A 26,352-nucleotide genomic window follows, 5' to 3' on the forward strand; every position below is an offset into this window, starting at 1 on the left:
CGCCGGAGCCGCAAATCAACCGCTGTTTTAGGCACTCGGCAGTTTGGTGCGGTGCGGTTTCCTGATAGAATTCGCGTTTCCTTTTCTGCACCGGGATGCTCATGGAAACGCTGATCTGGATTGACTGGGTCATCATTGCCCTCATTACAGTTTCCACGGTTATCAGTCTCAAGCGTGGCTTCGTCAAAGAAGCCCTGTCGCTGGTAACCTGGATTGGCGCGTTCATCATCGCCCGAACCTTTCACCCCCAGATGCAATCGCTGCTGGAATCTTCGGTTGAAACACCGTTAGTACGGCTGATCGCTGCGTTCGCGATTCTCTTTTTCGGCACCCTGATTATCGGTGCGATCATCAATAACATGATTGGCCACCTGGTCCGGGCCACCGGTTTGTCCGCGACAGACCGGGTCCTGGGCATGGGGTTTGGCCTGCTGAGGGGCGTGGTGGTGGTTATCGTCGCCATCGCATTTACCCGATACACGCCGCTGGCAGAGGATACCTGGTGGAAAACCTCAGTGATGATTGACCGGCTTGCCGTCGTGGAAGACTGGTCTCGCCGGACACTGGGGGATGAATTTGCCCGTTTTCTCGGGCCGGCAGACAAAGCGCAGGAACAACCTGTCCCTTTTAACGAAATCGAAGACGTGCAACCCGCGTCTGCATCCCGATAACATTCAGTTCTAACACTCGGAGAGTTGCCCAGCCATGTGTGGCATTGTCGGTATTGTCAGTACTTCCAACGTTAATCAGCTGCTTTACGATGCGCTGACCGTTCTTCAGCACCGTGGCCAGGATGCGGCGGGAATTGTGACCTTCCAGGACAACCGGTTTTACCTGCGCAAGGACAACGGGCTGGTTCGGGATGTATTCCACACCCGGCACATGCGCCGCCTGGCGGGTAACGTGGGCATCGGCCATGTTCGTTATCCGACTGCCGGCAGCTCAAGCTCGGCGGAAGCCCAGCCGTTCTACGTGAACAGCCCCTACGGGATTACCCTGGCCCATAACGGCAACCTCACCAACGCCGACGACCTTGCCGAGGACCTGTTCCGTACCGACCTGCGCCATATCAACACCAATTCAGACTCCGAAGTCCTGCTGAACGTGTTCGCCCACGAACTGCAGAAGCAGGGCAAGCTGAACCCCACCAAGGATGAGATCTTCTCGGCGGTGCGGGCCGTGCACAAGCGTTGTCGCGGCGCCTATGCCGTCATCGCCATGATCACCGGCTACGGTATTGTCGGATTCCGCGATCCCAACGGTATCCGCCCGGCCTGCTACGGCGTGCGCGAGAACGAAGACGGCCAGAAGGAATACATGATTGCCTCTGAAAGCGTGGCGCTGAACGCGGCCGGCTTCACCATGGTGCGCGATATTGCACCGGGCGAGGCGGTTTATATTGAAACCGACGGCACCCTCTACAGCGAGCAGTGCGCCGAGGCCCCCAAGCTCTTTCCCTGTATTTTCGAGCACGTTTACTTTGCCCGCCCGGATTCCATCATGGACCGCGTGTCTGTGTACAAGGCCCGCCTGCGCATGGGTGAAGTGCTGGCCGATAAAGTGTTGCGTGAGCGACCGGAGCACGACATCGACGTGGTGATTCCGATTCCCGACACCAGCCGTACCTCCGCCATGCAGATGGCTTACCAGCTGGGCGTGAAATACCGGGAAGGCTTCATCAAGAACCGTTACATCGGCCGGACCTTTATTATGCCGGGCCAGAAGATGCGCAAGAAGTCTGTGCGTCAGAAGCTGAACCCGATTGACCTGGAATTCCGCGGCAAGAACGTGATGCTGGTGGACGATTCCATTGTTCGCGGCACCACCTGTAAGGAAATCGTGCAGATGGCCCGGGATGCCGGCGCCCGTAACGTTTACTTTGCCTCGGCCGCGCCCCCTGTTCGATACCCGAACGTGTACGGCATCGACATGCCGTCTGCCAATGAACTGATTGCCCACGACCGCACGGTTGAGGAAGTCCGCGACCTGATTGGTGCCGACTGGCTGGTGTACCAGGATCTTGAAGACCTGGTGGCCTGTGTGGACGACGTTAACGATGACATCGATGGCTGGGAATGTTCGGTATTTACCGGCGAATATGTGACCGGTGATGTCGATTCCGCCTACCTGGCGCGCCTGGAAGACCAGCGCAACGACACCAAGCGTTCCGGTGGCCAGGTGATGGACGAAGATAACGGTATTATCGACCTGCACAATGATGAAGACTGACGCCAGCACCAGGAGAACCCGATGACTTACGGCCGCGAAGAACAGCTCTGGATTCCGGAATCGGATCTGGACGGTATGTCTGTGGACACCCTGGCGGTCAGGGCAGGGCAGATCCGTACCGGGCAGCTGGAACACAGTGATGCGATTTTCCCGACATCCAGCTTTGTCTACGGCAGTGCCGCCCAGGCAGCGGCGCGCTTTGGAGGCGAGGAGCCGGGTAACATCTATTCCCGCTTTACCAACCCAACCGTGCAGGCCTTCGAAGGCCGGATTGCGGCGATGGAAGGCGGCGAGAAAGCCGTGGCCACCGCCTCTGGCATGGCGGCGATTCTCAGCACCTGCATGGCGCTGCTGAAAGCCGGTGACCATGTGATCTGCTCCCGGGGCGTGTTCGGCACCACCAACGTGCTGTTCCAGAAGTACATGGCGAAATTCGGGGTGGAAACCACCTTTGTGTCGCTGACGGATATGGAGCAGTGGCAGGCCGCGGTGCGGCCGGAAACCCGCATGCTGTTTATCGAAACCCCCTCGAATCCTTTGTGCGATGTGGCCGATCTTGCTGCACTGTCGGCACTGGCCCACGCCAACGATGCGCTGTTTGTGGTGGATAACTGCTTCTGCACCCCGGTGCTGCAGCGCCCGCTGGAACACGGCGCAGACCTGGTAGTGCATTCGGCCACCAAGTACCTGGACGGTCAGGGCCGTTGTGTAGGCGGCGTGGTTGTTGGCCCGGCAAAGTACCTGGACGAAATTTACGGTTTCATCCGCTCTGCCGGCCCCACCATGAGCCCGTTCAACGCCTGGGTGTTCCAGAAGGGCCTGGAAACCTTACCGATTCGTATGCGAGCTCACTGTGCCAATGCGTTAGAGTTGGCTCGTTGGCTGGAACAGCAGCCGGAGGTTGAAAAGGTGTTCTATGCCGGCCTGGAAAGCCACCCCCAGCACGAGCTGGCCAAACGCCAGCAAGACGGCTTTGGCGGTGTGGTGTCGTTCCAGGTTAAAGGAGGGCGGGAGCAGGCGTGGCGGTTTGTCGATGCCACCCGGATGATTTCCATCACCGCAAACCTGGGCGATGTGAAAACCACCATCACCCATCCGGCAACCACCACTCACGGACGGCTGGCGCCGGAGGACAAGGCCAAGGCAGGCATCACCGAAAACCTGATTCGGTTGTCTGTTGGCATAGAAGCCATCGATGACCTGAAGACCGACCTGGATCGAGGTTTTCAGGCACTGAAAGATTAAACTCACAGACGGTTTGGGCATTCATGGCGGAATCCGCTAAAGCGAAAAAAGCAGTATCAGCCGAGCTGACGGAAAAACAGAAACGCTTTCGCCGCCTGATGGCACAGGGCGCCCGTGAAGGGGCTGTCATTGGCCTGATAGTGCTTTGCATCTATCTGGCCATGGCCCTGTTTACCTTCAGCCCGTCAGACCCCGGGTGGGCCAGTATCGGCCACGACACCAGCGTACAGAACTACGCAGGGCGCACCGGCGCCTGGCTGGCCAGCTTGCTGATGGATTTCTTCGGCCATGTTTCCTGGCTGTTTCCTGCCATGATTGCCGGTTATGCGGTCATGCTTATTCGCCTGCGTAACCAGTCACTGGATCTGCACTGGCCGTTGTTCATGGTGCGCTTCGGAGGCTTCCTGCTAATCCTGCTCTCTGCCACCAGCCTGTTGTCCCTGTATTCGGTGTTCGGGCTGGGGGAATCCTCCGGTGGTGTGATGGGTATGGCGGTGTCGGAAGCCATGGTGCGTTTTTTTAACCTGCCGGCCACTACACTGCTGCTGATTGCGATCTTCCTGTTTGCCCTGACGGTCACCATTGGTTTGTCCTGGTTCCGGCTGATGGACCAGGTGGGGGCCTTAACCCTGAAAGCCGGGCTGGCCGTGAAGGCTCTGTTCACCCGCACGGGTGACAAAGCCGAGAAACCCGAACGGCCCGCAAAGCCGGAACCCGAGCCGCCGGTTATTCGGGACAAGGTGGCTGATGAAGGTCCGGACAGCACCAAACCAAAATCCGAGCGTTGGTGGAACCGTCTGTTCCGCCGCCGCGCCAAGGTCGCCGACAAAGAGCAGAAGGCGCCTGCACCGAAAGTCCGTAAAGAACCCGGGCTGGAAGGCCTTGCCAATGTAGACCCTGAACCGGTGCGGCTGGAAAGCTTCAGCTCCCGTGAAGTCGAAGAGCCCCGGCCCGAGCCGACTCTAAGCTCTGACAAACCGGCTCCGCAAGCCAGCCGCTCCCTGAAGATTTCTCCGTTCAAGAAAGACGAGCAGAAACCGGCGGATAAGAAAGCTTCCAACAAGCAGGCGTCGCTCCTCGAGGACATCGAGAGCCCGATTCCGCCTATTTCCCTGCTGGACCCGGCTGAAGAGCACAAAGAAAAAGGCTACTCCGAGGAATCCCTGGAACACATGTCCCGTCTGCTGGAAGAAAAGCTGGCCGATTTCGGGGTATCTGTGGAAGTAGTGGAAGTAAACCCCGGGCCGGTCATTACCCGGTTCGAGATCAAGCCCGCTGCCGGGGTAAAGGTGAGCAAGATTTCCAACCTGGCCAAAGACCTTGCCCGCTCACTGGCCGTACTCAGCGTACGGGTAGTAGAGGTGATTCCCGGCAAATCCGTAGTGGGTATCGAGATTCCCAACGAGGAGCGGGAAATCGTGCGCCTGAGCGAGGTGCTTGGAGCCCGGGTATTTACCGAATCGTCGTCTGCGCTGACCCTGGCTCTGGGTAACGACATTGGCGGTAACCCCATGGTGGCCAACCTGGCCAAGATGCCTCACCTGCTGGTGGCGGGTACTACCGGCTCCGGTAAGTCTGTGGGTGTGAATGCCATGCTGTTGAGTATGCTGCTGAAGGCTACTCCGGAAGAAGTTCGCTTCATCATGGTAGACCCGAAGATGCTGGAGCTAAGCATCTATGATGGCATTCCCCACCTGCTGGCGCCGGTCGTAACCGACATGAAAGAAGCCGCCAACGCATTGCGCTGGTGTGTGGCCGAGATGGAGCGCCGCTACCGCCTGATGGCGAATCTGGGCGTGCGTAACATTGCCGGTTACAACAAGAAGGTGAAGGACGCCCGCGCCGAAGGCGAACCCTTGCTGGACCCGCTCTGGAAACCGGACGAATACCTGGCCAATGACGAGCAGGAACGCCCGGAACTCGACACCCTGCCGTTTATCGTGGTGGTGATCGACGAATTCGCTGACATGATGATGATTGTCGGCAAGAAGGTGGAAGAGCTGATTGCCCGTATTGCCCAGAAAGCACGGGCGGCCGGTATCCACCTGATCCTGGCCACCCAGCGGCCGTCGGTGGACGTGATTACCGGCCTGATCAAGGCCAACATCCCGACCCGGATTTCGTTCCAGGTGTCGTCCAAGATCGACTCACGCACAGTACTGGACCAGGGCGGGGCAGAGCAGCTGCTGGGCCACGGCGATATGCTGTACCTGCCGCCGGGTTCCGGTTTGCCGGTTCGGGTGCACGGCGCCTTTGTAGACGATGACGAAGTGCATCGGGTGGTCAGCGCCTGGAAAGCCCGGGGCGAGCCGGAATACGTGGACGACGTCCTTAATGGCGCCGAGGGTGAGAACCTGCCGGGCGTTCCAACCCTCTCGGAAGGGGGCGGTGGAGACGAAGGGGATGCCCTGTTTGACGAGGCGGTGGCCTTTGTCACAGAAAACCGGCGGGTGTCGATCTCGTCGGTGCAGCGTAAATTCAAAATCGGCTACAACCGGGCCGCCAATCTGGTGGATGCCATGGAAGCTTCCGGTGTGGTCAGTCCGGCGGGACACAATGGCGCACGTGAAGTGCTGGCGCCCCCGCCGCCACGAGACTAGGAGATCAACTATGCTAGGTGCTTTGAAGGGTACTATGATTAGATCACTGCTGGCCGGGTTCGCGTTGGTGACGGCCCTTGGCTCGGCAGCACCGGCCCTGGCTGACAGCGAGCAGGAATCCCTGAAAGCCGCGGAACAGCTGTCTGCCATGCTGCGGAGCTATGAAACCTACCAGGCCCGTTTCATCCAGATTGTCGTTGATGCCAACGGCGGCCGTGTTCAGGAAACCCGGGGCAACCTGAAGGCCAAGCGCCCGGGCCTGTTCTACTGGGAAACCGGAGCGCCGCTGTCCCAGTTCATTGTCAGTGATGGTGAAAAAGTAGAGGTTTACGATCCGGACCTGGAGCAGGTGACCATTCATACCCTGGATGACCGTATCCAGACTACTCCGGCGCTGTTGCTCAGTGGCGAGGTGGGTAACCTGAATGAAAGCTACAGGGTGTCTGGCCGCAGCATCGGGGAAGATACCCGGGAGTTTACCCTGGAGCCTCGCAGCGCCGACTCGCTTTTCACCTCGTTGCGCCTGAGTTTCTATGATGGCGAGCTACAGGAAATGCGCATGGAAGATTCGTTGTCACAGATGAGCATTCTCAGCTTCGACGAGATCCGCCTGAACGAAGACATTGAGCGCAGCGCCTTCCGGCTGGAATACCCGGAGGAGGTTGATGTTATCCGGGACGGCGTCTGATGCAGGACAGCCTGTTTCAGACTGAAGCCGGTTTCCAGCCGCTGGCCGCCCGCATGCGGCCGGCAACCCTTGATGACTACGTAGGCCAGAAGCACCTCGTTGGCCCCGGCAAACCCCTGCGCCGGGCCGTAGAACAGGGCCAGTTGCACTCCATGATCCTGTGGGGGCCGCCCGGGGTGGGCAAAACCACCTTTGCCCGGTTGCTGGCCAATGTTGGCGAGCTTTCCTATGAAACCCTGTCTGCCGTGCTTAGCGGGGTGAAAGAAATCCGCGAAGTGGTGGAGCGGGCCCGTAACCGAAAACAGTCCCAGGGGCGGGAAACCCTGCTGTTTGTGGATGAAGTACACCGCTTCAACAAAAGCCAGCAGGACGCGTTTCTTCCCCATATCGAGAACGGCACTTTCATCTTTGTGGGCGCCACTACGGAAAACCCTTCCTTCGAGCTCAACAGCGCCCTGTTATCCCGTACCCGGGTTTATGTGCTCAAAAACCTTGAGCGGGATGACATCCTGCAGCTCCTGCACCGGGCGCTCACCAGTGACGCCGGCTTCGGCGGCAGGCTGCTGATTGACGAAGACGTACTGGACACCCTGGCTGAATCCGCCGGTGGCGATGCCCGCCGCGCCCTGAATATCCTGGAAGTCGCGGCCGACCTGGCAGACCCGGAAGGCCCCGATTCCGGCCGCATTACCGCCGCCACCCTGGAACAGGTGCTGCAAACCAGCCTGCGGCGGTTTGATAAGGGTGGCGACGTGTTCTACGACCAGATCTCCGCCCTGCACAAATCCGTACGTGGCTCCAACCCGGACGGTTCGCTGTACTGGCTGTGCCGGATGCTCGATGGCGGTTGTGATCCACTCTATGTGGCGCGGCGGTTGGTGCGCATTGCCAGCGAGGATATCGGCAACGCGGACCCCCGGGCGCTGCAGATCACCATGCAGGCCTGGGACGTCCAGGAAAGGCTCGGCTCTCCCGAAGGGGAACTGGCCCTGGCCCAGGCGGTGACCTACCTGGCCATGGCGCCCAAGAGCAATGCTGTGTACAAGGCCTACAACCAGTGCATGGCCGATATTCGCAAAGACCCGGACTATGAAGTGCCGGTGCACCTGCGAAATGCCCCGACCAAGCTCCTCAAAAGCATGGGCCATGGCGAGGAATACCGTTACGCCCATGACGAGCCCGATGCCTTCGCCGCCGGTGAATCCTATCTGCCGGAAGCCATCCACCAGCGCCGTTATTACGAACCGGTGATGCGCGGGCTGGAAATCAGGCTGGCCGAGAAACGCCAACGACTCGACACCCTGGATGCCCAGAGCCCGAAAAAGCGCTATTGATACCCCCGGTTTACTGAATTTGTGCCGGGCGCAGGGCAGAAGGTGGCCAGCAGCACTGCGGCAGGTATAATGCCGCTATATTCTATTTCATTCGTTAACCGGAAAATTCAGGAAGATCATGCTCGATCCGAAACGTGTCCGTACCCAGACTGAAGAAATCGCCCGCCGGCTGGCCATTAAGAACTTCGAGTTTGATGTGGCTACCTTCGAACGGTTAGAGGAAAGCCGCCGAGCCATCCAGGTTCGTACGGAAACACTGCAGAGCGAGCAGAACAAGCGTTCCAAGTCCATCGGCAAAGCCAAGGCATCTGGCGAGGATATCAAACCTTTGCTGGAGGAAGTGGACAACCTGAAGCGCCAGAAGGCCGAAGCGGAAGACGAATTGCGTTCCGTCCAGGAATCCCTGAATGCCTTCTTCGCCGGAATTCCCAACCTGCCGGACGAAGACGTACCGCCGGGCAAGAACGAAGACGACAACGTGGAAACCCGCCTTTGGGGCACGCCCCGGGAGTTCGACTTCGAGCCGAAAGACCACGTGGCACTGGGTGAAGGCCTGAACGGCATGGATTTCGAGAAGGCCAGCCAGCTGGCGCATTCCAGGTTTGTTGTGATGCGCGGCCAGCTGGCCCGCCTGCACCGGGCCCTGGCCCAGTTCATGCTCGACCTGCACACCGAGGAGCACGGCTACACCGAAGCCTACGTGCCGTACCTGGTCAATGCCAACACCCTGTTTGGCACCGGCCAGTTGCCGAAATTCGAGGCGGACCTGTTCCGCACCGTCGGCGATAACCCGTTGTACCTGATCCCCACCGCAGAGGTGCCGGCCACCAACCTGGTGTCTGACACCATTCTGGATGACGCGGAGCTTCCGTTGCGGCTGGTTTGCCACACCCCCTGTTTCCGTAGTGAAGCCGGTTCTTACGGCCGTGATGTGCGGGGCATGATTCGCCAGCACCAGTTCGACAAGGTAGAGCTTGTACAGGTGGTGCGCCCGGAAGATTCCGGTGCAGCCCTTGAGCAGCTGACTGGCCATGCGGAGAAGGTGCTGCAGCTGCTGGAGTTGCCGTACCGGGTTATGACCCTGTGTGGTGGCGACATGGGCTTCTCGGCCGCCAAGACCTTTGACCTTGAGGTGTGGCTGCCGGGGCAGGGCAAGTACCGTGAGATTTCTTCCTGCTCTAACACCCGTGATTTCCAGTCGCGCCGTATGCAGGCCCGTTGGCGTAACCCGGAAACCGGCAAGCCGGAACCGGTGCACACCCTCAACGGCTCCGGCCTGGCGGTAGGCCGCGCCATGATTGCGGTGATGGAAAACTACCAGCAGGCAGACGGCAGCATCCTCGTTCCGGAAGTGCTGAAGCCGTATATGAGAGGCCTGGACAGAATCCAATGAGCCAGAACAAAGAAGGGACTCCACCGCCAGGAGCGATTGGTGTGGCCTCTGCCGCACCCAGGTATCGAGTGAATCCGATTACCGAAAACCCGAACAACTCTGCCGGAGAGGTTGCGCTGGTGGGCGCCGGGCCTGGCGATCCCGAGTTGCTGACCCTGAAGGCCTGGCGGCTGATCACCAACGCTGAGGTAATACTGTACGACCGCCTCGTATCTCAGGAAATCATGGCGCTGATTCCGGAAACGGCCGAGAAGATCCATGTCGGTAAGCAGCGTGCTAACCACACACTGCCGCAGGATCAGATCAACCAGCGGCTGGTGGACCTGGCCCGTGAAGGGCGCAAGGTCGTGCGTTTAAAGGGGGGCGACCCGTTTATCTTCGGCCGTGGTGGCGAGGAAATCGAAACCCTGGCCCAGGCCGGGGTGCGGTTTCAGGTGGTGCCGGGTATCACCGCCGCCTCTGGTTGTTCGGCCTACGCGGGAATTCCGTTGACCCATCGGGACTATGCCCAGTCGGTCCGGTTTGTTACCGGCCACCTGAAGAACGACAGTTGTGATCTGCCCTGGGCCGATTTCGTGCAGACCAGCCAGACCCTGGTGTTCTACATGGGGTTGGTGGGCCTGCCGATTATCAGTCGGGAGCTGATCGCCCACGGCATGGCGCCGGATATGCCGGTTGCACTGGTGTCAAAGGGCACCACGCCGGAGCAGGAAGTCATCACCGGTACGCTGGAGACCATCGTGGGTATCATTGAAAACCGGGAAGTGGCCGCGCCCACGCTGGTGATTATTGGCGAGGTGGTCACCCTGCGCAACCGCCTGGACTGGCTGGGCGTACAACCCGAGCCATATTAAAACATCAGGCACAAAAAAACCGGGCTCGATGAACCCGGTTTTTTTATGCCTTGCGAATCGAATCAGTCGATTCGCTTGGGCAGTACGTCCTTGAGCTTTTCCCGCATGGTGCGGATCGCTTTCTCGGTGGTTTCCCAGTCGATACAGGCATCGGTTACCGACACGCCGTACTTCAGGTCTGCCAGGTTTTCCGGAATAGACTGGTTGCCCCAGTTGATGTTGCTTTCCACCATCAGGCTCTGGATAGAGGTGTTGCCTTCCAGGATCTGGTGGGTAACGTCCTGCATCACCAGCGGCTGGATGGCCGGGTCTTTGCTGGAGTTGGCGTGGCTGCAGTCCACCATGATGGACTTGCGCAGGCCGGCTTTCTCCAGGGCCTGTTCACACAGGGCAACATTCACTGAGTCGTAGTTGGGCTTGCCGCCGCCACCCCGGAGCACCACGTGTCCGTAGTTGTTACCCTTGGTGCGGATGATCGCGCCTTTGCCTTGCTGGTCGATGCCCAGGAAGCTGTGGGGATGGGAAACCGACTTCATGGCGTTGACAGCAACATCCAGGCTGCCATCGGTTCCGTTCTTGAAGCCGATAGCCATAGACAGGCCACTACTCATTTCCCGGTGAGTCTGGGACTCCGTGGTGCGGGCGCCAATGGCAGACCAGGCAATGGTGTCTTGCAGGTACTGTGGTGAAATCGGATCCAGCGCCTCGGTTGCGGTTGGCAGGCCAAGTTCGTTGATATCCAGCAGCAGGCGACGGCCGATGTGCAGGCCCTGTTCGATATCGAAGGTGTCGTTCAGGTGCGGATCGTTGATCAGGCCTTTCCAGCCGACGGTGGTGCGCGGTTTTTCAAAGTAAACCCGCATCACCAGCAGCAAGGTATCGCTTACTTCATCGGCCAGTTTCTTCAGTCGGTTGGCATAGTCGCGAGCGGCGTCCACGTCGTGGATAGAGCAGGGGCCCACCACAATGAACAGACGGTGGTCTTTGCCGTCCATGATGTCGTAAATTGCCTGGCGGCCGTTGGCCACGGTTTCCGCAGCCTTGTCTGAAAGCGGCAGTTCGCTTTTCAGGGCTTCAGGAGTGATCAGTGGTTCCTGACTGGCTACGTTCAGGTTTTCCAGTTGCTTGCCCGACATCTTGTTGTGCTTCCCCGGTGACTGAAGATTAACGCGAATGGTGCCGGCAGGCGGTAGGCCGCCCGCCGGTGAGCTGGTAAGTCTGCGTTATTTGGCGGTGCTTTTCAACGGCGGGCTTAGTCTTCCAGCGAGCCCATGCCGGAGATGTTGGCGCCGGCGTCTACGTACAGAATTTCGCCGGTAATGCCAGAGGCCAGGTCAGACGACAAAAACGCTGCCGCGTTGCCCACTTCAATGGTGGTCACGTTACGACGCAGCGGTGCGCGCTTGGCGTTCTCGTTCAGCATACGGCGGAAGCTGGCAATGCCGGAGGCGGCCAGGGTCTTGATCGGGCCGGCCGAAATCGCGTTTACCCGGATGCCTTCTTCGCCCAGGCTGGCGGCCATGTAGCGCACGTTGGCTTCCAGCGACGCTTTGGCCAGGCCCATCACGTTGTAGTTCTGCAGAACGCGTTGGGCACCCAGGTAGCTCAGGGTCAGCAGGCTGCTGCCTTCGTGCATCATCTTGCGGGCGCCCTTGGCCAGCGCTACAAAGCTGTAAGAGCTGATGTCGTGGGCAATCTTGAAGCCTTCACGGGTGGTAACGTCAACGTAGTTACCGTTCAGTTCATGCGCCGGGGCAAAGCCAACGGCATGGATGATGATGTCGATGTTGTCCCAGTGCTTATTCAGCTCGGTGAACACGTTTTCGATTTGCTCATCGCTGGCAACATCGCAGGGCAGGGTAATGGTGCTGCTCCATTGCTCCGCGAATTTCTCAACCCGGGACTGCAGCTTTTCGTTCTGGTAGGTGAAGGCCAGTTCGGCGCCTTCGCGGGCGAATGCCTCGGCAATGCCATAGGCAATGGAATGCTTGCTGGCTACACCAACGATCAGTGCTTTCTTGCCGCTGAGAATTCCCATGGGTATCTGCTCCGTGTGTTCCTGTGGTTTGCGCGTATTATCCCCGACCGGGGCGCACGCGGGTAACGGTCAATTGGTCGTAGTTTGGTAAAAGAAGGCCGCGTTCAGCAACTCCCGGGTATACGGCTGCCCGGGTTGCCGGAAGATCGCTTCGGCATCGCCGTACTCCACGATACGGCCCTGGTGCAGTACCAGCAGCTGGTGGCTCAAGGCACGGACTACGGCCAGATCATGGCTGATAAAAATATAGCTTAACCGATATCGCGCCTGGATATCCCGGAGCAGTTCGATCACCTGTTTCTGCACAGTTCTGTCCAGCGCCGATGTCGGCTCATCCAGAATAATCAGCTCAGGTTGCAGAACGAGGGCACGGGCAATGGCAATACGCTGGCGCTGGCCACCGGAAAATTCGTGGGGGTAGCGGTGCCGGGCTTCCGGGTCCAGCCCGACATCCTGCAGCGCCCGGATGACCCTGGCTTCGTGCTGGTCGCGGTTGGCCGGGTCGTGGATCATCAGGCCTTCACCAACAATTTCGGCAATGGACATACGCGGGCTCAGGCTGCCAAAGGGGTCCTGGAACACAATCTGGATGCGTTTGCGCCAGGGCCGGAAGGCTTTCTGGGTGAGGTTGCCGATGTCGTTTCCGGCCAGCTGGATCCTGCCGGTGGCGGCGGTGAGCTTGAGCAGGGCGTGGCCGATGGTGGTCTTACCGCTGCCACTCTCGCCGACAATGCCCAGGGTTTCGCCGGGGCGCACGCTGAAGCTGACATCCTGCACCGCGTGGTAGCTTTCGGTGACCCGGCCGAACAGGTTCTTGCGAACCGGAAAATGCACGTTCAGATTGTCTACCCGAATAAGCTCCGGCGCTGTTTTCTGCACGGGCACAGGGTGTTCGGGTGGCTCGGCGTCAATCAGTTTGCGGGTATAGGGGTGGGACGGCGCCTCGAACAGGGCTTTAACCGGGGCCTCTTCGACCCGCTTGCCCCGCTCCATCACCACTACTTTGTCGGCATACCGGCGCACCAGGCTGAGGTCGTGGGTAATCAGCAGCATGGCCATGCCCAGTTTCTGCTGCAGGGATCGGAGCAGTTCCAGCACCTGCTTCTGTACGGTCACGTCGAGGGCGGTGGTGGGCTCGTCGGCAATCAGCAGGTCCGGTTCATTGGCCAGGGCCATGGCGATCATCACCCGCTGTTTCTGCCCGCCCGAGAGCTGGTGCGGATAGCTCTTCAGGCGCCGTTCCGGCTCAGGAATGCCCACCAGTGCCAGCAGTTCGATACACCTGGCTCGGGCTTGTTCGCCGCGCAGGCCAATGTGCAGTTCGAGCGTTTCGGTAATCTGCTTTTCAACCGTATGTAGCGGGTTCAGGGAGGTCATCGGTTCCTGGAAGATCATGCTGATCTGCCTGCCCCGGATCTGTCGCAGGCGTTTTTCCGGCGCCTTCAGGAGGTCCTCGCCCTGGTAGGTAATGCTGCCGGACGGATAGCTGACATGGCGCTCGTCCAGTAGGCGCAGGACCGAGAGCGCGGAAACCGACTTGCCCGAACCGCTTTCTCCGACCAATGCCAGGGTCTCGCCCTTGTTGATCGAGAGCGAGAGGTCATCCACGACTAGCGGGCCGTTATCAAAACGTATGGAAAGCCCCGAGATGTTCAGTAGTTCGCTCATATCAGTTCTTTCTCGGGTCAAAGGCGTCACGCACGGCTTCGCCGGTAAAGACCAGCAGGGTCAGCATGACCGACAGCGAGACAAAGGCAGAAATACCCAGCCAGGGTGCGTGCAGGTTTGACTTGCCCTGGGCGATCAGTTCGCCCAGGGATGGCGAGCCGGACGGCAACCCGAACCCCAGAAAATCCAGCGATGTCAGGCCGGTGATGGCGCCGGTCAGGATAAAGGGCAGGAAGGTCAGGGTTGCCACCATGGCATTGGGCAGTATATGGCGGAACATGATGTGCCGGTTTTCCAGCCCCAGGGCTCGGGCCGCTTTCACGTATTCGAAGTTGCGGGCTCGAAGGAATTCGGCCCGAACCACATCCACCAGCCCCATCCAGCTGAACAGCAGCATGATGCCCAGCAGCCACCAGAAATTGGGCTGGACGATAGCCGACAGGATAATCAGCAGGTAAAGCATGGGCAGGCCGGACCAGACTTCGATAAACCGCTGGCCGAGCAGGTCCACCTTGCCCCCGTAATAGCCCTGAATGGCACCGACAATCACCCCGACAATGCAGCTGGCAATGGTAAGGGTGAGGCCGAACACCACGGAAATCCGGAAGCCGTAGATAACCCTGGCAGCCACGTCCCGGCCCTGGTCATCGGTGCCCAGCCAGTTCTCTGCACTGGGTGGCGCCGGCGAAGGTACGTCCAGGTCGTAGTTGATCGTGTTGTAGCTGAATCGGATGGGGGGCCACAGCATCCAGCCATTGGCGTTGATTTCGCTGGCGATGAAATCATCCCGGTAGTCGGTTTCGGTGGGCAGGAAACCGCCAAAGGTTTCTTCCGGCACGCTTTGTACCACGGGGAAGTACCAGTCGCCCTGATACGACACCATCAGCGGTTTGTCGTTGGCAATCAGTTCGGCGGTCAGCGACAGCCCGAACAAAAGCAGAAACAACCACAGGCTCCAGTAGCCGCGCCGGTTGGCCTTGAAGTTACGGAGCCGCCGTTTCTGGATGGGGGAGAGTGACAGCATCACGCGCCCTCCCGGCTTTCAAAGTCGATGCGGGGGTCGACCAGCACGTAGGTGATGTCGCTGACCAATTTCAGGATCAGGCCCATCAGGGTGAAGATGTACAGGGTGCCGAAGATCACCGGATAGTCGCGGTTCAGGGCCGCTTCGAAGCCGAGCAGGCCCAGGCCATCGAGTGAGAAAATCACTTCAATCAGTAGGGAGCCGGTAAAGAATAAAGACACCAGCACCCCGGGCAGGCTGGCAATCACAATCAGCATGGCGTTGCGGAAAACGTGGCCGTACAGTACCTGTTTTTCCTCAAGGCCCTTGGCCCTGGCGGTCACCACGTACTGCTTGCCAATTTCATCCAGGAACGAGTTCTTGGTGAGCAGGGTCAGGGTAGCAAAGCCTCCAATCACATTAGCGGTTACCGGCAAGGCCAGGTGCCAGAAATAATCCCCGATTTTCTGGTACCAGGTCATCTGCTCGAAGTCCGCTGAAGTCAGGCCCCGCAGCGGGAACCAGTCGAAGTAGCTGCCGCCGGCAAACAGGACAATCAGCAGGATGGCAAACAGGAAGCCGGGAATGGCGTAGCCGATGACGATGGCAGAGCTGGTCCACACATCAAAGCGGGAGCCGTCGGTCACCGCTTTACGGATACCCAGGGGAATGGAGATCAGGTAGATAATGAGGGTAGACCAGAGGCCCAGGGAAATCGAAACCGGCAGTTTGTCGATGATCAGCTCGATCACCGTGCGATCCCGGAAGAAAGACTCGCCGAAATCGAAGGTGGCGTAGTCTTTTAGCATCATCAGAAAGCGTTCATGGGCGGGTTTGTCGAAGCCGTACATGGCCTCTATTTCTGCCAGCAATTCCGGTGGTAACCCCCGGGCGCCCCGGCTGTCCGAAGAGCCCGAAGCCACTTCGCCGCCGGTGTCGCCGCCACCGGCCCGGGCCAGGGCGCTGCCACCGTGGCCTTCCATCTCGGCAATCAGCTGCTCCACGGGCCCGCCGGGCGCAGCCTGCACAATGATAAAGTTCAGCAGCATAATTCCGACCAGGGTCGGAATAATCAGGGCGAGCCTGCGGAGTATGTAAATGCCCATTGAGGGGAGGAATCCTTCCGTTACTGCTCTGGGGTAGACCGGTGGATCAGGGTTTGATCCACCAGTTGTTCAGGTCGATACCGTTTTTCGGTGTGACCTCGGGGCGCTGCAGTTTGTTCCAGTACGCTACCCGGTCTTTGGTCAGGTGCCAGTGGGGGATCACGTAGTGGCCGTGCAGCAGCACCCGATCAAGGGCACGAACCCGGTGCACCAGTTCGTCCCGGTCCGGAGCCTGGATGACCATGTCTACCAACTGGTCGATAACCGGGTCGCTGACGCCCATATAGTTGCGAGAGCCGGCAACCTCCACGTTGGATGAATGCCAGTACTCACGCTGCTCGTTGCCCGGAGAATCCGACTGGGGCAACACCTGGGTGATCATGTCGAAATCAAAATTCCGCACCCGTTGAACATACTGGTTGCTGTCTACCAGCCGCACGGATACATCAATACCGAGGCGCTCAAGGTTTTGCCGGAAAGGCAGCACAACGCGCTCGAAACTTTTCTGGAACAGCAACACTTCGAAGGCCAGCGGCTTGCCGGTTTCCCCGTGCACCATCTTGCCGTCACGGACGCTGTAGCCGGCTTCTTTCAGCAGTTGCATGGCTGTGCGCAGGTTATCCCGCATGGTTGTGCCGTCACCGGTCGTTGGCGGCGTATAGGTTTCGGTGAACACGGCCGGGTTCAGCTTGTCCCGGAAGCGCTCCAGTATCTCCAGCTCGCGGCCGGAGGGCAGGCCGGAAGACGCCAGGTCGCTGTTCTCGAAATAGCTGTCGGTGCGGGTGTACTGGTCGAAGAACAAGTTGCGGTTGGCCCATTCAAAATCGAAGGCGTAGGCCAGGGCCTGGCGCACTTTCGGGTCTTTGAATACCGCTTTGCGAGTGTTGAAGACGAAGCCCTGCATACCGCTGGGGCGGTGGTGCTCAATCGCTTCCTTGGTGATTTCGCCGTTGTCGAAGCCGCGCCCGGTGTAGGCCGTGGCCCAGTTCTTCGCCGAGGTTTCAACCCGGAAATCAAAGTTGCCGGCTTTGAAGGACTCCAACGCTACGGTGTCGTCGCTGTAGTACTCGTACTTGATGCGATCAAAATTAAAGCGGCCCTTGCGAATGCCCAGGCCCTCTGCCCAATAGTCGTCAACCCGCTCGTAGGTGACGGAACGGCCGGCATCGTAGCTGTCGATGCGATAGGGGCCGCTGCCAACAGGTATATCGAGGCCATTGCCTTCAAACTCCCGGTCGGCCCAGTAATGGGCGGGCATCACAGGCATCTGCCCGAGAATCAGAGGCAGTTCCCGGTTCTTGGTTTCGCCAAAATCAAAGCGGATGCGATGGCGGCCTTCCACCGTTACCTTGCTGACATCGGCGTAGTAGTTCCGGTAGAACGGATGGCCTTCAGTGGTCAGGATGCGGTAGGAAAACTCAACGTCTTCGGCGGTGATGGCCTCGCCGTCCTGGAAACGGGCCTGTTCACGCAGGTTGAAGACCACGTAGCTGCGGTCTTCGGGCATTTCAATGCTTTCGGCGATCAGCCCGTATTCGGAAAACGGCTCGTCTGCGGAGGACTCCAGCAGGGTATCGTAAACATAGGTGCTGATGCCGGCGGCGGCCACGCCCCGAATGACAAACGGGTTAAAGCTGTCGAAGCCGTTAGCCACCACGGCCATCCGGAGGGTGCCGCCTTTGGGGGCTTCCGGGTTAACGTAGTCAAAGTGGCTGAAATTTTCCGGATACTTCAGTTCTCCGTGCATGGCAATGCCGTGCACGGGACCGGGGTTTGCAGCCGCCGGGGTTTCCGCAAGGCTGGTGGCTGCGGCAGCCATCAGCGCCAGGGAGGCGAAAATGCTGGCCAGTGAAAAGGCGGCTTTCCGTGTTTTTATCATGGTTCTCGCACGTTAAGGGCTGTTTCTGATGTCAACGTAGAGTACCAGACTTTGTCCGGGTTGCAGATAACGGTTGGTATTAAGATCATTCCATGATGCGATGTCCTGCACATTCACCGCAAAACGGCTAGCAATGGCCGACAGCGAGTCGCCGCTGCGTACTCGATAGCCAACCTTGCGAACCATGGCCTTGCTGCGGGCCGAGCTGCCGGCGGCAACCGTGGGCTGCGCCGATTTAGACCAGATCACGAGTTTTTTGCCGGGAATCAGCGGGTCTCCGGGGGCCATGCCGTTCCAGGCGGCCACTTCCCGTACCGATACCCGGTGTTCGCGGGCGATGTCCCAGAAGGTGTCGCCCCGGCGAACGGTGTAGGACACCTTGTTGCCGTCGCGCTGGCGCGACTGGGTGCGCTGCAGCCGCTGGGACTGGCTCAGGGCGTAGGCATCGGCGCCGCGGGTTGAGGAAGGAATCAGCAGGCCCTGGCCAACGCGGATCAGGTCGGAATCCAGTTTGTTTACCTGGCGCACCACCGAGGTGGTGGTTCCGAACTTGCGGGCAATGCTGTTCAGGTTGTCACCCTTCTGAACCTTGTAGTTCTGCCAAGATACGCGCTGTTCTTTCGGAAAATTCGCCAAGGCCTGGCGGAAACCTTCTGCGTTCTGCCTGGGCACCAGCAGGCGGTGTGGCCCATCCGGGTTGGTAGCCCAGCGGTTGTAGGAAGGGTTCAGCAGGTAGATCTCGTCAATATCCACCCCGGCCAGCTCTGCTGCCTGGGCCAGGTCCAGCTGTGAACCTGTCTCGACCACTTCGAAGTACGGTTCGTCGTCCAGCTTTGGTAACTCGACACCGTAGGCCTCGGGGTTGTCGAAGATCTTGGCCAGGGCGATCAGCTTGGGTACATAGTGGCTGGTTTCTTTGGGCAGCGACAGGGACCAGTAATCTGTTGGTTTGCCTGCATTCCGGTTTCGGCGCATGGCACTGGATACCGTGCCGCCGCCTGCGTTATAGGCTGCCAGTGCCAGGGTGTAGTCGCCATCGAAGCGCTTGGCCAGCCGGTCGAGGTAGGTCAGGGCGGCATCGGTGGCTTCCAGCACATCACGGCGGTCGTCATGCCACCAGCTTTGGGTCAGGCCGAAGTATTTGCCGGTAGACGGAATGAATTGCCACAGGCCGGCCGCCCGGCCATGGGAATAGGCAAACGGATCGAACGCACTTTCCACGATCGGCAGCAGGGCCATTTCGGTGGGCAAGCCCCGGGCCTCGGTTTCTTCAACAATGTGGTGCAGGTAACGGGAGCCCCGTTCTACTACCCGCTTGATGTAGCTCGGGTGCCGGGCATACCAGTCGAGCTGTGCCTGCACCCTCGGGTTGTCGACAGAATGGTCCATGGCGAAACCGGCACGCATCCGGTCCCACAGGTCCTGGGTGCTGGTGCTGGCATCGGCGCGGGTTTTGGGGTCGTCCAGTTTTTGCCGGGCATCCTTGGCCTTGGCCCGGAGTTCCGGAGAAATGGCGTCATCCAGCGGGGCATCGGCAGCATCTCCGCCATTGCCCGCAGCCACGGAGGCTTTCAGATCTTCGTCGCCCCGGGCAACCACGACCTTCTCGGAATCCACCGGGTTACTTTGCTGGTCAGTTTCCGTTCCGAACCAGGCTGATGGGGAGTTCCAGTTGTCCATAACCTGGGAGCTGCTGCAGGCAGACAGCAGCGACGAAGCGAGCAGTACGCATGAAAGTCGTTTGACCGGCATAGAAGTCGTCCGATTAGCGCCGGCGGCGTCATGTAATAAAGGCCGGCATGAATGTCTGGTAACGGTCGTTAGCAGCGTGGGATTCTAAGAAAGGGCTTTTATGGCGGTCAAGAATTCCTGTGTTACAGCTGTGACAAGAATCGTTAACCGCCAGCGCCGGACAGGATCAGAAGTGATCCTTTCCGTGACGGACCGCCGCAAAGATATCGGTTTCGGAGCTGGCTGGCAGGCCGTGTTCGGCACAGTACCGATGGGCGGCTTCTGCCACTGCTGGGTCGTCCCAGCGCAGGAACAGGTTCAGCGATTTCTCGGCGGCTATGGTTGAGGGCACGGTGGGCAGGCCCTGGTCACGGCGTGCCTGGCACTGTTGCTCGAAATCCGCCAGGGCCTGGTCGTCGGGCAACCAGCTGCGGGCAAACCGCAGGTTGGCCAGGGTGTATTCATGGGCGCAATACACGGCTGTATCGCCGGGCAGATCCCGGAGGGTACTCAGGGACTGGTGCATTTGCTCCGCCGTGCCTTCGAACAACCGACCACAACCGCCAACGAATAAGGTGTCGCCACAAAACAGAAGCGGCTTGCCATCGACCTGTGAGGGGCTGAAATAAGCCAGGTGGTCGAGGGTGTGGCCCGGCACGGCCAGCACATCAAAGGTCAGCCCCTGCCAGACAACTTCGTCACCGGGGTGGACCGGGTGATTGCTGCCCTTGAACGGGGATTCTGCCGGCCCGACCACGCGTACGTCTGGCCATGCCTGCTGCAGGTCTTTGATGCCGCCGACGTGGTCCGGGTGATGGTGAGTAACCAGGATGGTGTCTGCAGCCAGGTTGTTGGCGGCGAGGTAGTCCATCACCGGCTGCGCCTGCCCCGGGTCTACAATCAGTGCCTTGCCGGTGTCCTGGTCTGCCAGACACCAGATATAGTTGTCTGAAAACGCCGGAATCGGGTGAATACTGAACATGGTGACCCCATGTGCTCGATGAATGTGCCTGTTATGATAATGCAACCGTGCTGTCATCCCAAGAAGCGCGCCCGTGAATCCGGCCCGGAACAGGGGCGCTGATGTTGGAGAAATCCTGGTGAAAGGTTTGCAGCCTGCTGATTATTCCGCACGCCACGAAAGTTTCGAGCGCTGGATACAGACCCCGCTTGGCCGCGCCCTGCTGGCCAGCCAGCGGCGTGTCCTTGACCATCACCTGGATGGATTAACCGGCGCACGGCAATTGCAGGTGGGGCTGAGCCATCGATTGCCCCTGGCCAGCGGTACCGACTTCTCCCAGAAAATTATCACTACGCCAGCCTGGTATCCCCACATGCCGGATGGTGTGGCAGTTTGCGATTCTGATGAATTGCCGTTTCCCGGAGATTCCATGGACCTGGTTATCCTGCACCACACGGCTGACTTCTCGCCAGATCCGCACCAGGTGCTCCGGGAATCGGCCCGGGTGTTGCGCGGTGAAGGGCGCCTGGCGCTGATCGGGTTTAATCCGCTCAGTCTCTGGGGCGTGCGCAAGCTTGTTTCCCGGCATCAGCTTGGGCCATGGGGCGGGCGGTTTCTGCTCCGGTCCAGAATGGAAGACTGGCTGAGGCTGCTGGGTTTTCAGCTGGAGGGCAGTGCCACCTTTTTCTGTACCCTCCCGCTACAAAGGAAGGGCAACTATATAAGCCGGCAAAGCAAAGACCTGGATTGTCATGGACATTTCCTGCCAGTCGGGGCCTATTACTGTATCCTTGCCCGCAAGCGTGTCTATGCCCGGCTGCAGCGGCGGGCACCCTGGCGCAAAACCCGGGTGGTGTCGTTACCCGGGGCGGTGGGGTCTAACGGAACCTGCGCCAGCACAGGCACCGCAAAGAAACAGCAATCAAGTTCAGGAGTGTGAATGGCCGACAAGGTAGTGATGTATACCGATGGCGCCTGTAAGGGTAACCCGGGCCCCGGCGGATGGGGTGTATTGTTGCGTTATGGCGACGCCTGCAAAACCATGTACGGTGGCGAGGCGCAAACCACCAACAACCGAATGGAGCTGATGGCTGCTATTCAGGGCTTAAGGGCTTTAAAGAGGGCCTGTGAGGTGGAGCTGTACACGGATTCCCAATACGTGCGTAAAGGCATCACTGAATGGATGGCCGGCTGGAAACGCAACGGCTGGAAAAACTCCGCGAAGAAGCCGGTAAAGAATGCCGACCTCTGGCAGGAGCTGGATGCGGAAGCCGCCCGGCACAAAGTGAATTGGCACTGGGTTAAAGGTCATTCCGGCCACCCGGATAACGAGCTTGCGGATGAGCTGGCCAACCGCGGCGTGGCTGAGTTGTCCGGTAGCTGAACCGGAATCTCTGAAAGTCTGACAGGTATTTCTGAAGGTAAGCAATGAGACAGATCGTACTGGATACCGAAACCACGGGTATTGATCCCAACGACGGCCACCGGATTATCGAGATTGGTTGTGTGGAGGTGGTCGAGCGGGAGCTGACAGGCCGGAACTACCACGTTTACATCAACCCGGAGCGGGAAGTTGAGGCCGAGGCCATAACCGTTCACGGCATTACCAATGAATTCCTGGCCGACAAACCGAAATTTGCGGAGATTGCCGACGAATTCTTCGAGTTTATCAAGGGTGCGGAGTTGGTTATCCATAACGCGGCATTCGACGTCGGCTTTATAGATTCCGAGTTCGCCCGCCTGAAGCCGGTCCGCAAAACGGCAGACCACTGCGGCATTGTAGATACCCTGGCTATCGCCCGGGCCAAGCACCCGGGCCAGAAGAACAACCTGGATGCCCTCTGTAAGCGTTACGGCGTAGATAACAGCAACCGTGACCTGCACGGCGCTTTGCTGGATGCCGAGATCCTGGCCGATGTCTACCTGCTGATGACCGGTGGCCAGACGGCACTGTCACTGGACAGCGGCACCGGTGATGACGGCAGTAGCGGAGGCCTGCGCAGGGTCAGTGCAGAACGGCGGCCACTGGCGGTTGTGCGCGCCAGTGATGAAGAAGCCGAGGCCCACGAGGCGTTCATGGTGATGATGGAAAAACAGGCCGGTGAAACCGTGTGGAGCAAATTACAGGGAGCAGAATGAGAACTGGGTCGGTCTGTACCAAATGTTACATAAGGGCTTTCTTGAGGGACCTGAATTCTGTGTTATAAGTAATGGGAAGTTCGCCAGTTTTTTGGTAACTGGGTATTCTTTGTAAGGAAACAGGAAAGGTTTATGGTTCAATCGTCTCTGGCGACGAAATCGCAGTCGTTTGATCTGGTCAAAAGCGAAATCGAACAGACCATCAAGCAGGCCGAGGCCAGCCTTGAACGTTTCCAGGAAAACCGCGAGAGTGGGGAAGACCTGCAAAACTGTGTCGATTACCTGAACCAGCTTCGCGGCATTTTCCTCCTGGTCGAGTTGCGCGGCGGCACGCTGCTTTGCCAGGAGGCTGTCAGCCTGGCCAACGATGTGCCCGTTGGTGCCAACGACGACAAAAACATTCTTCTGACCACACTTAGTGGTGCGCTGTTTATCCTTCGCCGGTATGTGGAGTATTACCACCAGCAGCGGGAAGACCATCCTGAACTGCTACTGCCGGTGATTAACGATCTGCGTGAAGCCCGGCGTGAAAAGCCCTATCCCGAATCCTGCTTTTTCGATCTGGATGTCAGGGAACGCCCGGACTTTTGCAAAGGCATGGCCATACCGGCGCTGGACGGTGGCGAAGACGAATACGATATCCTGGCCCGACGCATGCGCCTGACCTTCCAGGTGGCATTGCTGGGTGTTCTCCGGGGTCGGAACGAGGTGGTCAGTAAAAAACTGATCGCCCGCTCGGCGCGGGGCTTTGCAAGGCTGTGCCAGGGTGCGCCCATGGGTCAGATGTGGTGTTTGCTGGCGACGGTGGCCGACACCATGCTTGACCGGGCGATGGTGTTCAGCAAAGCCCGTAAGCGGCTGCTGATGCGCATTAAGAAATACGCCCGCGAAGTGGTGTATGTGGGCAAAGTTGCTACCGCAAAAGACGCTCCCGATTCCCTGATTCGGGACCTCATCTACCTGCTGTACCGCAGTGGTTCCGGCAACCCGGAAGTGACCGGCGTGTTGTCGGCCTGGAACGTCATTCCCTCTGACTTCCCGGACTCCCTGCTGGAAGCCCACTCCCGCCGGCTGTACGGGCCGGGCTCTGACGTCCTGAAATCCCTGTCGGAAGCGCTGCAGGAAGAGCTGAACCAGCTCAAGGACAAGCTGGATATCATCGAACGGGGTATCGAGCCGGACCTGGCTGAACTGGTATCGATTGCCGAGTCTCTCGAACGCCTGGCTAACACCCTGGTGATGCTCGACCTGAACAGGCTGGCCGGTGTTGCCCGTGAAGAGGCCGCCAGGCTTCGCCAGTGGCAGAAAGAGGATCGCTTGCCGGAGGAAGATGAATTGTACCGCCTGGCCGATTCTGTGTTGGGTGTTGAAGACGCGGTGATGCAGATTGTGTCCCGCGGGATTACCTCCGAAACTGATGCCCTGGCCACCGGCAACCGCAGGGCGGAAGAGTCGATTTACCTGCAGGAGGCGGTCTGGGTAGTTGCAGACGAAGCCCGCAGCGCACTGACCCTGGCCAAGCGGGCGATCACCGCGTTTATTGAATCTGACTACGACAAGCTGCACCTCGCAAACCTTCCGGGAACGCTGCGGGGCATCTGGGGCGGGCTGGAGATGGTGAATGATCCTCAGGCCGCGAGCGTGATTGCCCGCGTGGCTGCGTCTATTCAGGAGCGCCTGCTGGATGCCCGCGAAGCGCCGGTTTCTCAGGTGCTCGAAGCGCTGGCGGATGCACTGACCTCGCTGGAATACTACATTGAAAGCATCGGGCGCAGGGAAGATCGCAACGCAGACCTTCTGAAACTGGCGGAGTCGTCACTGGATGATGTAGGGCTGTAACCGTTGGCCCGCGCCTGGCGGGCTTTTATCCGGCCACAAAAAAACCTGCGACTTGCGCAGGTTTTTTTGTGGAACGTTCAGCCGGGGATTAGCCCATATTGAACAGTTCACCCAGCTTGGTAGCCAGCATCATGTCGCCTTCGGCGCGCAGCTGACCAGCCATGAATGCTTGCATGCCGTCAGTTTCGCCGGAAACAATACCCTGAAGAGTTTCGGAGTTCATGATCAGGGTAACGGAAGGGTCATCGTGGGCACCTTCGTTCAGCTTGCAGGCGCCGTCTTTGATTTCCAGGTTGTAGGTCTTGTCGTCTTCGATATCGAATTGGAAGACCAGGTCCAGACCCTGTGCCGCGTCTGCGTTGAAGTTCTGTTCCAGCTTTTCAAATACCTGAGCTACAGACATTGTTTTACCCTTTTTGGTGGTTGTCTTGTCATGGTGACTTCGCAATTCGACTTTATGGGCACAGCGGGTGCGTGTCAAGCTTGATCGAACGCTTGTTTTAATTTTCTTTCGGGCTTATCACACTTGGCCCGAGCGGGTACACTCTTGGCTTTGCGAAACACTTCCGGAGACTGCATTTTGGAATTTCTCACCGAATACGGCCTTTTCCTTGCCAAGGTTGCCACCTTTGTTGTGGCGGCCATCATTCTTGCCGCCATGGTCTTTTCTGTCGCCCACCGTGACCGCGATGACCACGATGGCGAAGGCGAACTGAAAATCCGCAAGCTGAACGATCAGTACCGGAAACTGAAAGAATCTATCCAGACCCGCTTGATGTCCGACGCGGAGTACAAAGGCTGGGCGAAGCAGAAAAAGAAAGAGGACAAAGCCGAGAAGAAAGCCGCAAAAAGCAGCAGTAAGGAAGGTGAGGGTGAGCAGCCTGGAAAGTCCCGGATCTATGTGATCGACTTTGATGGCGACATCAAGGCCAGCGACACCGATACCCTGCGCCGTTCAGTGTCTGCGGTGCTCAGTGTGGCAGACCCGAAAACCGATGAAGTAGTGGTGCGCCTTGAAAGTGGTGGCGGACTGGTACACGCCTACGGCCTGGCTGCCGCGCAGCTGGACCGCATCCGCAGCAAGGGCGTTCCGCTGACGGCCTGTGTCGACAAGGTAGCCGCCAGTGGCGGTTATATGATGGCCTGCGTCGCCGACAAAATCATTGCCTCGCCGTTTGCGGTGCTCGGCTCGATTGGCGTGGTAGCCCAGCTGCCGAACTTTCACCGGTTCCTGAAGAAGAACGATGTCGACTTCGAGGTGCTGACTGCCGGCGAGCACAAGCGCACCCTGACCGTCTTTGGCGAAAACACCGACAAGGGCCGTCAGAAGTTCCTGGAGGACCTGGAAGATACCCACGGCCTGTTCAAGGAGTACGTCAGTGAGCGCCGTCCTGGCCTGGATATCCAGGCCGTGGCGACTGGCGACATCTGGTTTGGCAAGCGGGCGCTGGAGGTCAAACTGATTGACGAGATCAAAACCTCGGACGAATACCTGATCGAGGCTTGTGATCGGGGAGAGGTCGTGTCGGTATCGTTCCAGCGAAAGCGGACACTGCCGGAAAAACTCGGGCTGGCCACCAGCGCCGCGCTCGAGCACACCGTCTGGAAAGTGCTGAGCGCGTTCCGTAACCAGAAGATCCAGTAA

The 26,352-nt window shown here is 59.0% G+C and carries 21 protein-coding genes and 2 pseudogenes; 14 read left to right on the top strand and 9 right to left on the bottom strand.

The genetic code is table 11. From position 1 onward, the window contains the following. Positions 1-101 precede the first annotated feature (101 nt). From Q668_RS03210 to cobA, 9 genes and pseudogenes are all read left to right on the top strand, one after another. Complete coding sequence (locus Q668_RS03210) at positions 102-671, top strand: CvpA family protein (RefSeq protein WP_022988160.1); 570 nt, start codon at positions 102-104, stop codon at positions 669-671. A 34-nt stretch (positions 672-705) separates the two neighbouring features. Continuing rightward, positions 706-2,229 (top strand): amidophosphoribosyltransferase, encoded by a 1,524-nt coding sequence (gene purF, locus Q668_RS03215; protein WP_022988161.1) that lies wholly within the window; start codon positions 706-708, stop codon positions 2,227-2,229. 21 nt (positions 2,230-2,250) lie between these two features. Beyond that, positions 2,251-3,474 carry an O-succinylhomoserine sulfhydrylase gene (locus Q668_RS03220; protein ID WP_022988162.1) on the top strand — a complete coding sequence of 408 codons (1,224 nt, stop codon included), beginning with the start codon at positions 2,251-2,253 and terminating at the stop codon, positions 3,472-3,474. Between the two features lie 161 nt (positions 3,475-3,635). Further along, positions 3,636-4,034: pseudogene (locus Q668_RS17730) on the top strand (DNA translocase FtsK 4TM domain-containing protein); the annotation flags it as partial. Positions 4,035-4,415: 381 nt separating this feature from the next. Further along, positions 4,416-6,074 (top strand): annotated as a pseudogene (locus tag Q668_RS17735) (DNA translocase FtsK); the annotation flags it as partial. Between the two features lie 34 nt (positions 6,075-6,108). After that, entirely contained in the window at positions 6,109-6,762 is a 654-nt protein-coding gene (gene lolA, locus Q668_RS03230; protein WP_022988164.1) for an outer membrane lipoprotein chaperone LolA, read from the top strand. After that, positions 6,762-8,096 carry a replication-associated recombination protein A gene (locus Q668_RS03235; protein WP_022988165.1) on the top strand — a complete coding sequence of 445 codons (1,335 nt, stop codon included), beginning with the start codon at positions 6,762-6,764 and terminating at the stop codon, positions 8,094-8,096. Before lolA ends, Q668_RS03235 begins: the two co-directional genes overlap by 1 nt. 118 nt (positions 8,097-8,214) lie before the next feature. After that, positions 8,215-9,489 carry a serine--tRNA ligase gene (serS, locus tag Q668_RS03240; protein ID WP_022988166.1) on the top strand — a complete coding sequence of 425 codons (1,275 nt, stop codon included), beginning with the start codon at positions 8,215-8,217 and terminating at the stop codon, positions 9,487-9,489. Continuing rightward, entirely contained in the window at positions 9,486-10,343 is an 858-nt protein-coding gene (cobA, locus tag Q668_RS03245; protein ID WP_036219076.1) for a uroporphyrinogen-III C-methyltransferase, read from the top strand. The genes serS and cobA overlap by 4 nt, the downstream gene beginning before the upstream one ends. Before the next feature lie 62 nt (positions 10,344-10,405). Here the strand turns inward: cobA and Q668_RS03250 are convergent, their stop codons facing one another. The 8 genes from Q668_RS03250 to gloB form a co-directional block, all read right to left on the bottom strand. Further along, entirely contained in the window at positions 10,406-11,479 is a 1,074-nt protein-coding gene (locus Q668_RS03250) for a 3-deoxy-7-phosphoheptulonate synthase (RefSeq protein ID WP_022988168.1), read from the bottom strand. 116 nt (positions 11,480-11,595) lie between these two features. Then, on the bottom strand, positions 11,596-12,381 hold the full coding sequence (locus tag Q668_RS03255; protein WP_022988169.1) for an enoyl-ACP reductase: 786 nt from the start codon (positions 12,379-12,381) through the stop codon (positions 11,596-11,598). 69 nt (positions 12,382-12,450) lie between these two features. Then, positions 12,451-14,049, bottom strand: a complete 1,599-nt coding sequence (locus Q668_RS03260; RefSeq protein ID WP_022988170.1) for an ABC transporter ATP-binding protein — start codon at positions 14,047-14,049, stop codon at positions 12,451-12,453. A 1-nt stretch (position 14,050) separates the two neighbouring features. After that, positions 14,051-15,070, bottom strand: coding sequence for an ABC transporter permease (locus tag Q668_RS03265; RefSeq protein WP_152521759.1), 1,020 nt, complete (start codon positions 15,068-15,070; stop codon positions 14,051-14,053). 2 nt (positions 15,071-15,072) lie between these two features. After that, positions 15,073-16,158, bottom strand: coding sequence for a microcin C ABC transporter permease YejB (locus Q668_RS03270; protein WP_022988172.1), 1,086 nt, complete (start codon positions 16,156-16,158; stop codon positions 15,073-15,075). 46 nt (positions 16,159-16,204) lie between these two features. Continuing rightward, entirely contained in the window at positions 16,205-18,037 is a 1,833-nt protein-coding gene (locus Q668_RS03275; RefSeq protein WP_022988173.1) for an extracellular solute-binding protein, read from the bottom strand. Between the two features lie 12 nt (positions 18,038-18,049). Then, entirely contained in the window at positions 18,050-19,789 is a 1,740-nt protein-coding gene (locus Q668_RS03280) for a LysM peptidoglycan-binding domain-containing protein (protein WP_036219077.1), read from the bottom strand. A gap of 166 nt (positions 19,790-19,955) precedes the next feature. Beyond that, the gene (gene gloB, locus Q668_RS03285; protein WP_022988175.1) at positions 19,956-20,750 is read right to left on the bottom strand and encodes a hydroxyacylglutathione hydrolase; all 795 of its coding nucleotides are present in this window, start codon (positions 20,748-20,750) and stop codon (positions 19,956-19,958) included. A 118-nt stretch (positions 20,751-20,868) separates the two neighbouring features. Here gloB and Q668_RS03290 point away from each other — a divergent pair, with 118 nt between their 5' ends. The 4 genes from Q668_RS03290 (at position 20,869) to Q668_RS03305 (ending at position 24,707) form a co-directional block, all read left to right on the top strand. Then, a complete protein-coding gene (locus Q668_RS03290; protein WP_036219097.1) occupies positions 20,869-21,669 on the top strand; it encodes a class I SAM-dependent methyltransferase in 801 nt (266 codons plus the stop codon). Beyond that, positions 21,670-22,113 (top strand): ribonuclease HI, encoded by a 444-nt coding sequence (gene rnhA / locus Q668_RS03295; protein WP_022988177.1) that lies wholly within the window; start codon positions 21,670-21,672, stop codon positions 22,111-22,113. It begins immediately after the preceding gene. 44 nt (positions 22,114-22,157) lie between these two features. Continuing rightward, positions 22,158-22,868, top strand: coding sequence for a DNA polymerase III subunit epsilon (gene dnaQ, locus Q668_RS03300; RefSeq protein WP_022988178.1), 711 nt, complete (start codon positions 22,158-22,160; stop codon positions 22,866-22,868). 132 nt (positions 22,869-23,000) lie between these two features. After that, positions 23,001-24,707, top strand: a complete 1,707-nt coding sequence (locus Q668_RS03305) for a hypothetical protein (RefSeq protein ID WP_022988179.1) — start codon at positions 23,001-23,003, stop codon at positions 24,705-24,707. A gap of 88 nt (positions 24,708-24,795) precedes the next feature. Here Q668_RS03305 and Q668_RS03310 read toward each other — a convergent pair whose 3' ends face one another. Continuing rightward, a complete protein-coding gene (locus tag Q668_RS03310) occupies positions 24,796-25,110 on the bottom strand; it encodes an SCP2 sterol-binding domain-containing protein (protein ID WP_022988180.1) in 315 nt (104 codons plus the stop codon). Positions 25,111-25,287: 177 nt separating this feature from the next. Here Q668_RS03310 and sohB point away from each other — a divergent pair, with 177 nt between their 5' ends. Next, complete coding sequence (gene sohB, locus Q668_RS03315; protein ID WP_022988181.1) at positions 25,288-26,352, top strand: protease SohB; 1,065 nt, start codon at positions 25,288-25,290, stop codon at positions 26,350-26,352.

It is taken from the genome of Marinobacter sp. ES-1, from assembly GCF_000475255.1.
GTDB classification, from domain to species: Bacteria; Pseudomonadota; Gammaproteobacteria; order Pseudomonadales; family Oleiphilaceae; genus Marinobacter; species Marinobacter vinifirmus.

Bases quoted from the DNA above. Each gene is read 5' to 3' on its own strand.
- Q668_RS03270 (WP_022988172.1), bottom strand. From the start codon at position 16,158: ATGGGCATTTACATACTCCGCAGGCTCGCCCTGATTATTCCGACCCTG.
- Q668_RS03250 (WP_022988168.1), bottom strand. From the start codon at position 11,479: ATGTCGGGCAAGCAACTGGAAAACCTGAACGTAGCCAGTCAGGAACCA.
- Q668_RS03275 (WP_022988173.1), bottom strand. From the start codon at position 18,037: ATGATAAAAACACGGAAAGCCGCCTTTTCACTGGCCAGCATTTTCGCC.
- serS (WP_022988166.1), top strand. From the start codon at position 8,215: ATGCTCGATCCGAAACGTGTCCGTACCCAGACTGAAGAAATCGCCCGC.
- lolA (WP_022988164.1), top strand. From the start codon at position 6,109: ATGATTAGATCACTGCTGGCCGGGTTCGCGTTGGTGACGGCCCTTGGC.
- gloB (WP_022988175.1), bottom strand. From the start codon at position 20,750: ATGTTCAGTATTCACCCGATTCCGGCGTTTTCAGACAACTATATCTGG.
- Q668_RS03260 (WP_022988170.1), bottom strand. From the start codon at position 14,049: ATGAGCGAACTACTGAACATCTCGGGGCTTTCCATACGTTTTGATAAC.
- Q668_RS03305 (WP_022988179.1), top strand. From the start codon at position 23,001: ATGGTTCAATCGTCTCTGGCGACGAAATCGCAGTCGTTTGATCTGGTC.
- rnhA (WP_022988177.1), top strand. From the start codon at position 21,670: ATGGCCGACAAGGTAGTGATGTATACCGATGGCGCCTGTAAGGGTAAC.
- Q668_RS03235 (WP_022988165.1), top strand. From the start codon at position 6,762: ATGCAGGACAGCCTGTTTCAGACTGAAGCCGGTTTCCAGCCGCTGGCC.
- cobA (WP_036219076.1), top strand. From the start codon at position 9,486: ATGAGCCAGAACAAAGAAGGGACTCCACCGCCAGGAGCGATTGGTGTG.
- purF (WP_022988161.1), top strand. From the start codon at position 706: ATGTGTGGCATTGTCGGTATTGTCAGTACTTCCAACGTTAATCAGCTG.
- Q668_RS03310 (WP_022988180.1), bottom strand. From the start codon at position 25,110: ATGTCTGTAGCTCAGGTATTTGAAAAGCTGGAACAGAACTTCAACGCA.
- Q668_RS03280 (WP_036219077.1), bottom strand. From the start codon at position 19,789: ATGCCGGTCAAACGACTTTCATGCGTACTGCTCGCTTCGTCGCTGCTG.
- dnaQ (WP_022988178.1), top strand. From the start codon at position 22,158: ATGAGACAGATCGTACTGGATACCGAAACCACGGGTATTGATCCCAAC.
- Q668_RS03220 (WP_022988162.1), top strand. From the start codon at position 2,251: ATGACTTACGGCCGCGAAGAACAGCTCTGGATTCCGGAATCGGATCTG.
- Q668_RS03210 (WP_022988160.1), top strand. From the start codon at position 102: ATGGAAACGCTGATCTGGATTGACTGGGTCATCATTGCCCTCATTACA.
- Q668_RS03255 (WP_022988169.1), bottom strand. From the start codon at position 12,381: ATGGGAATTCTCAGCGGCAAGAAAGCACTGATCGTTGGTGTAGCCAGC.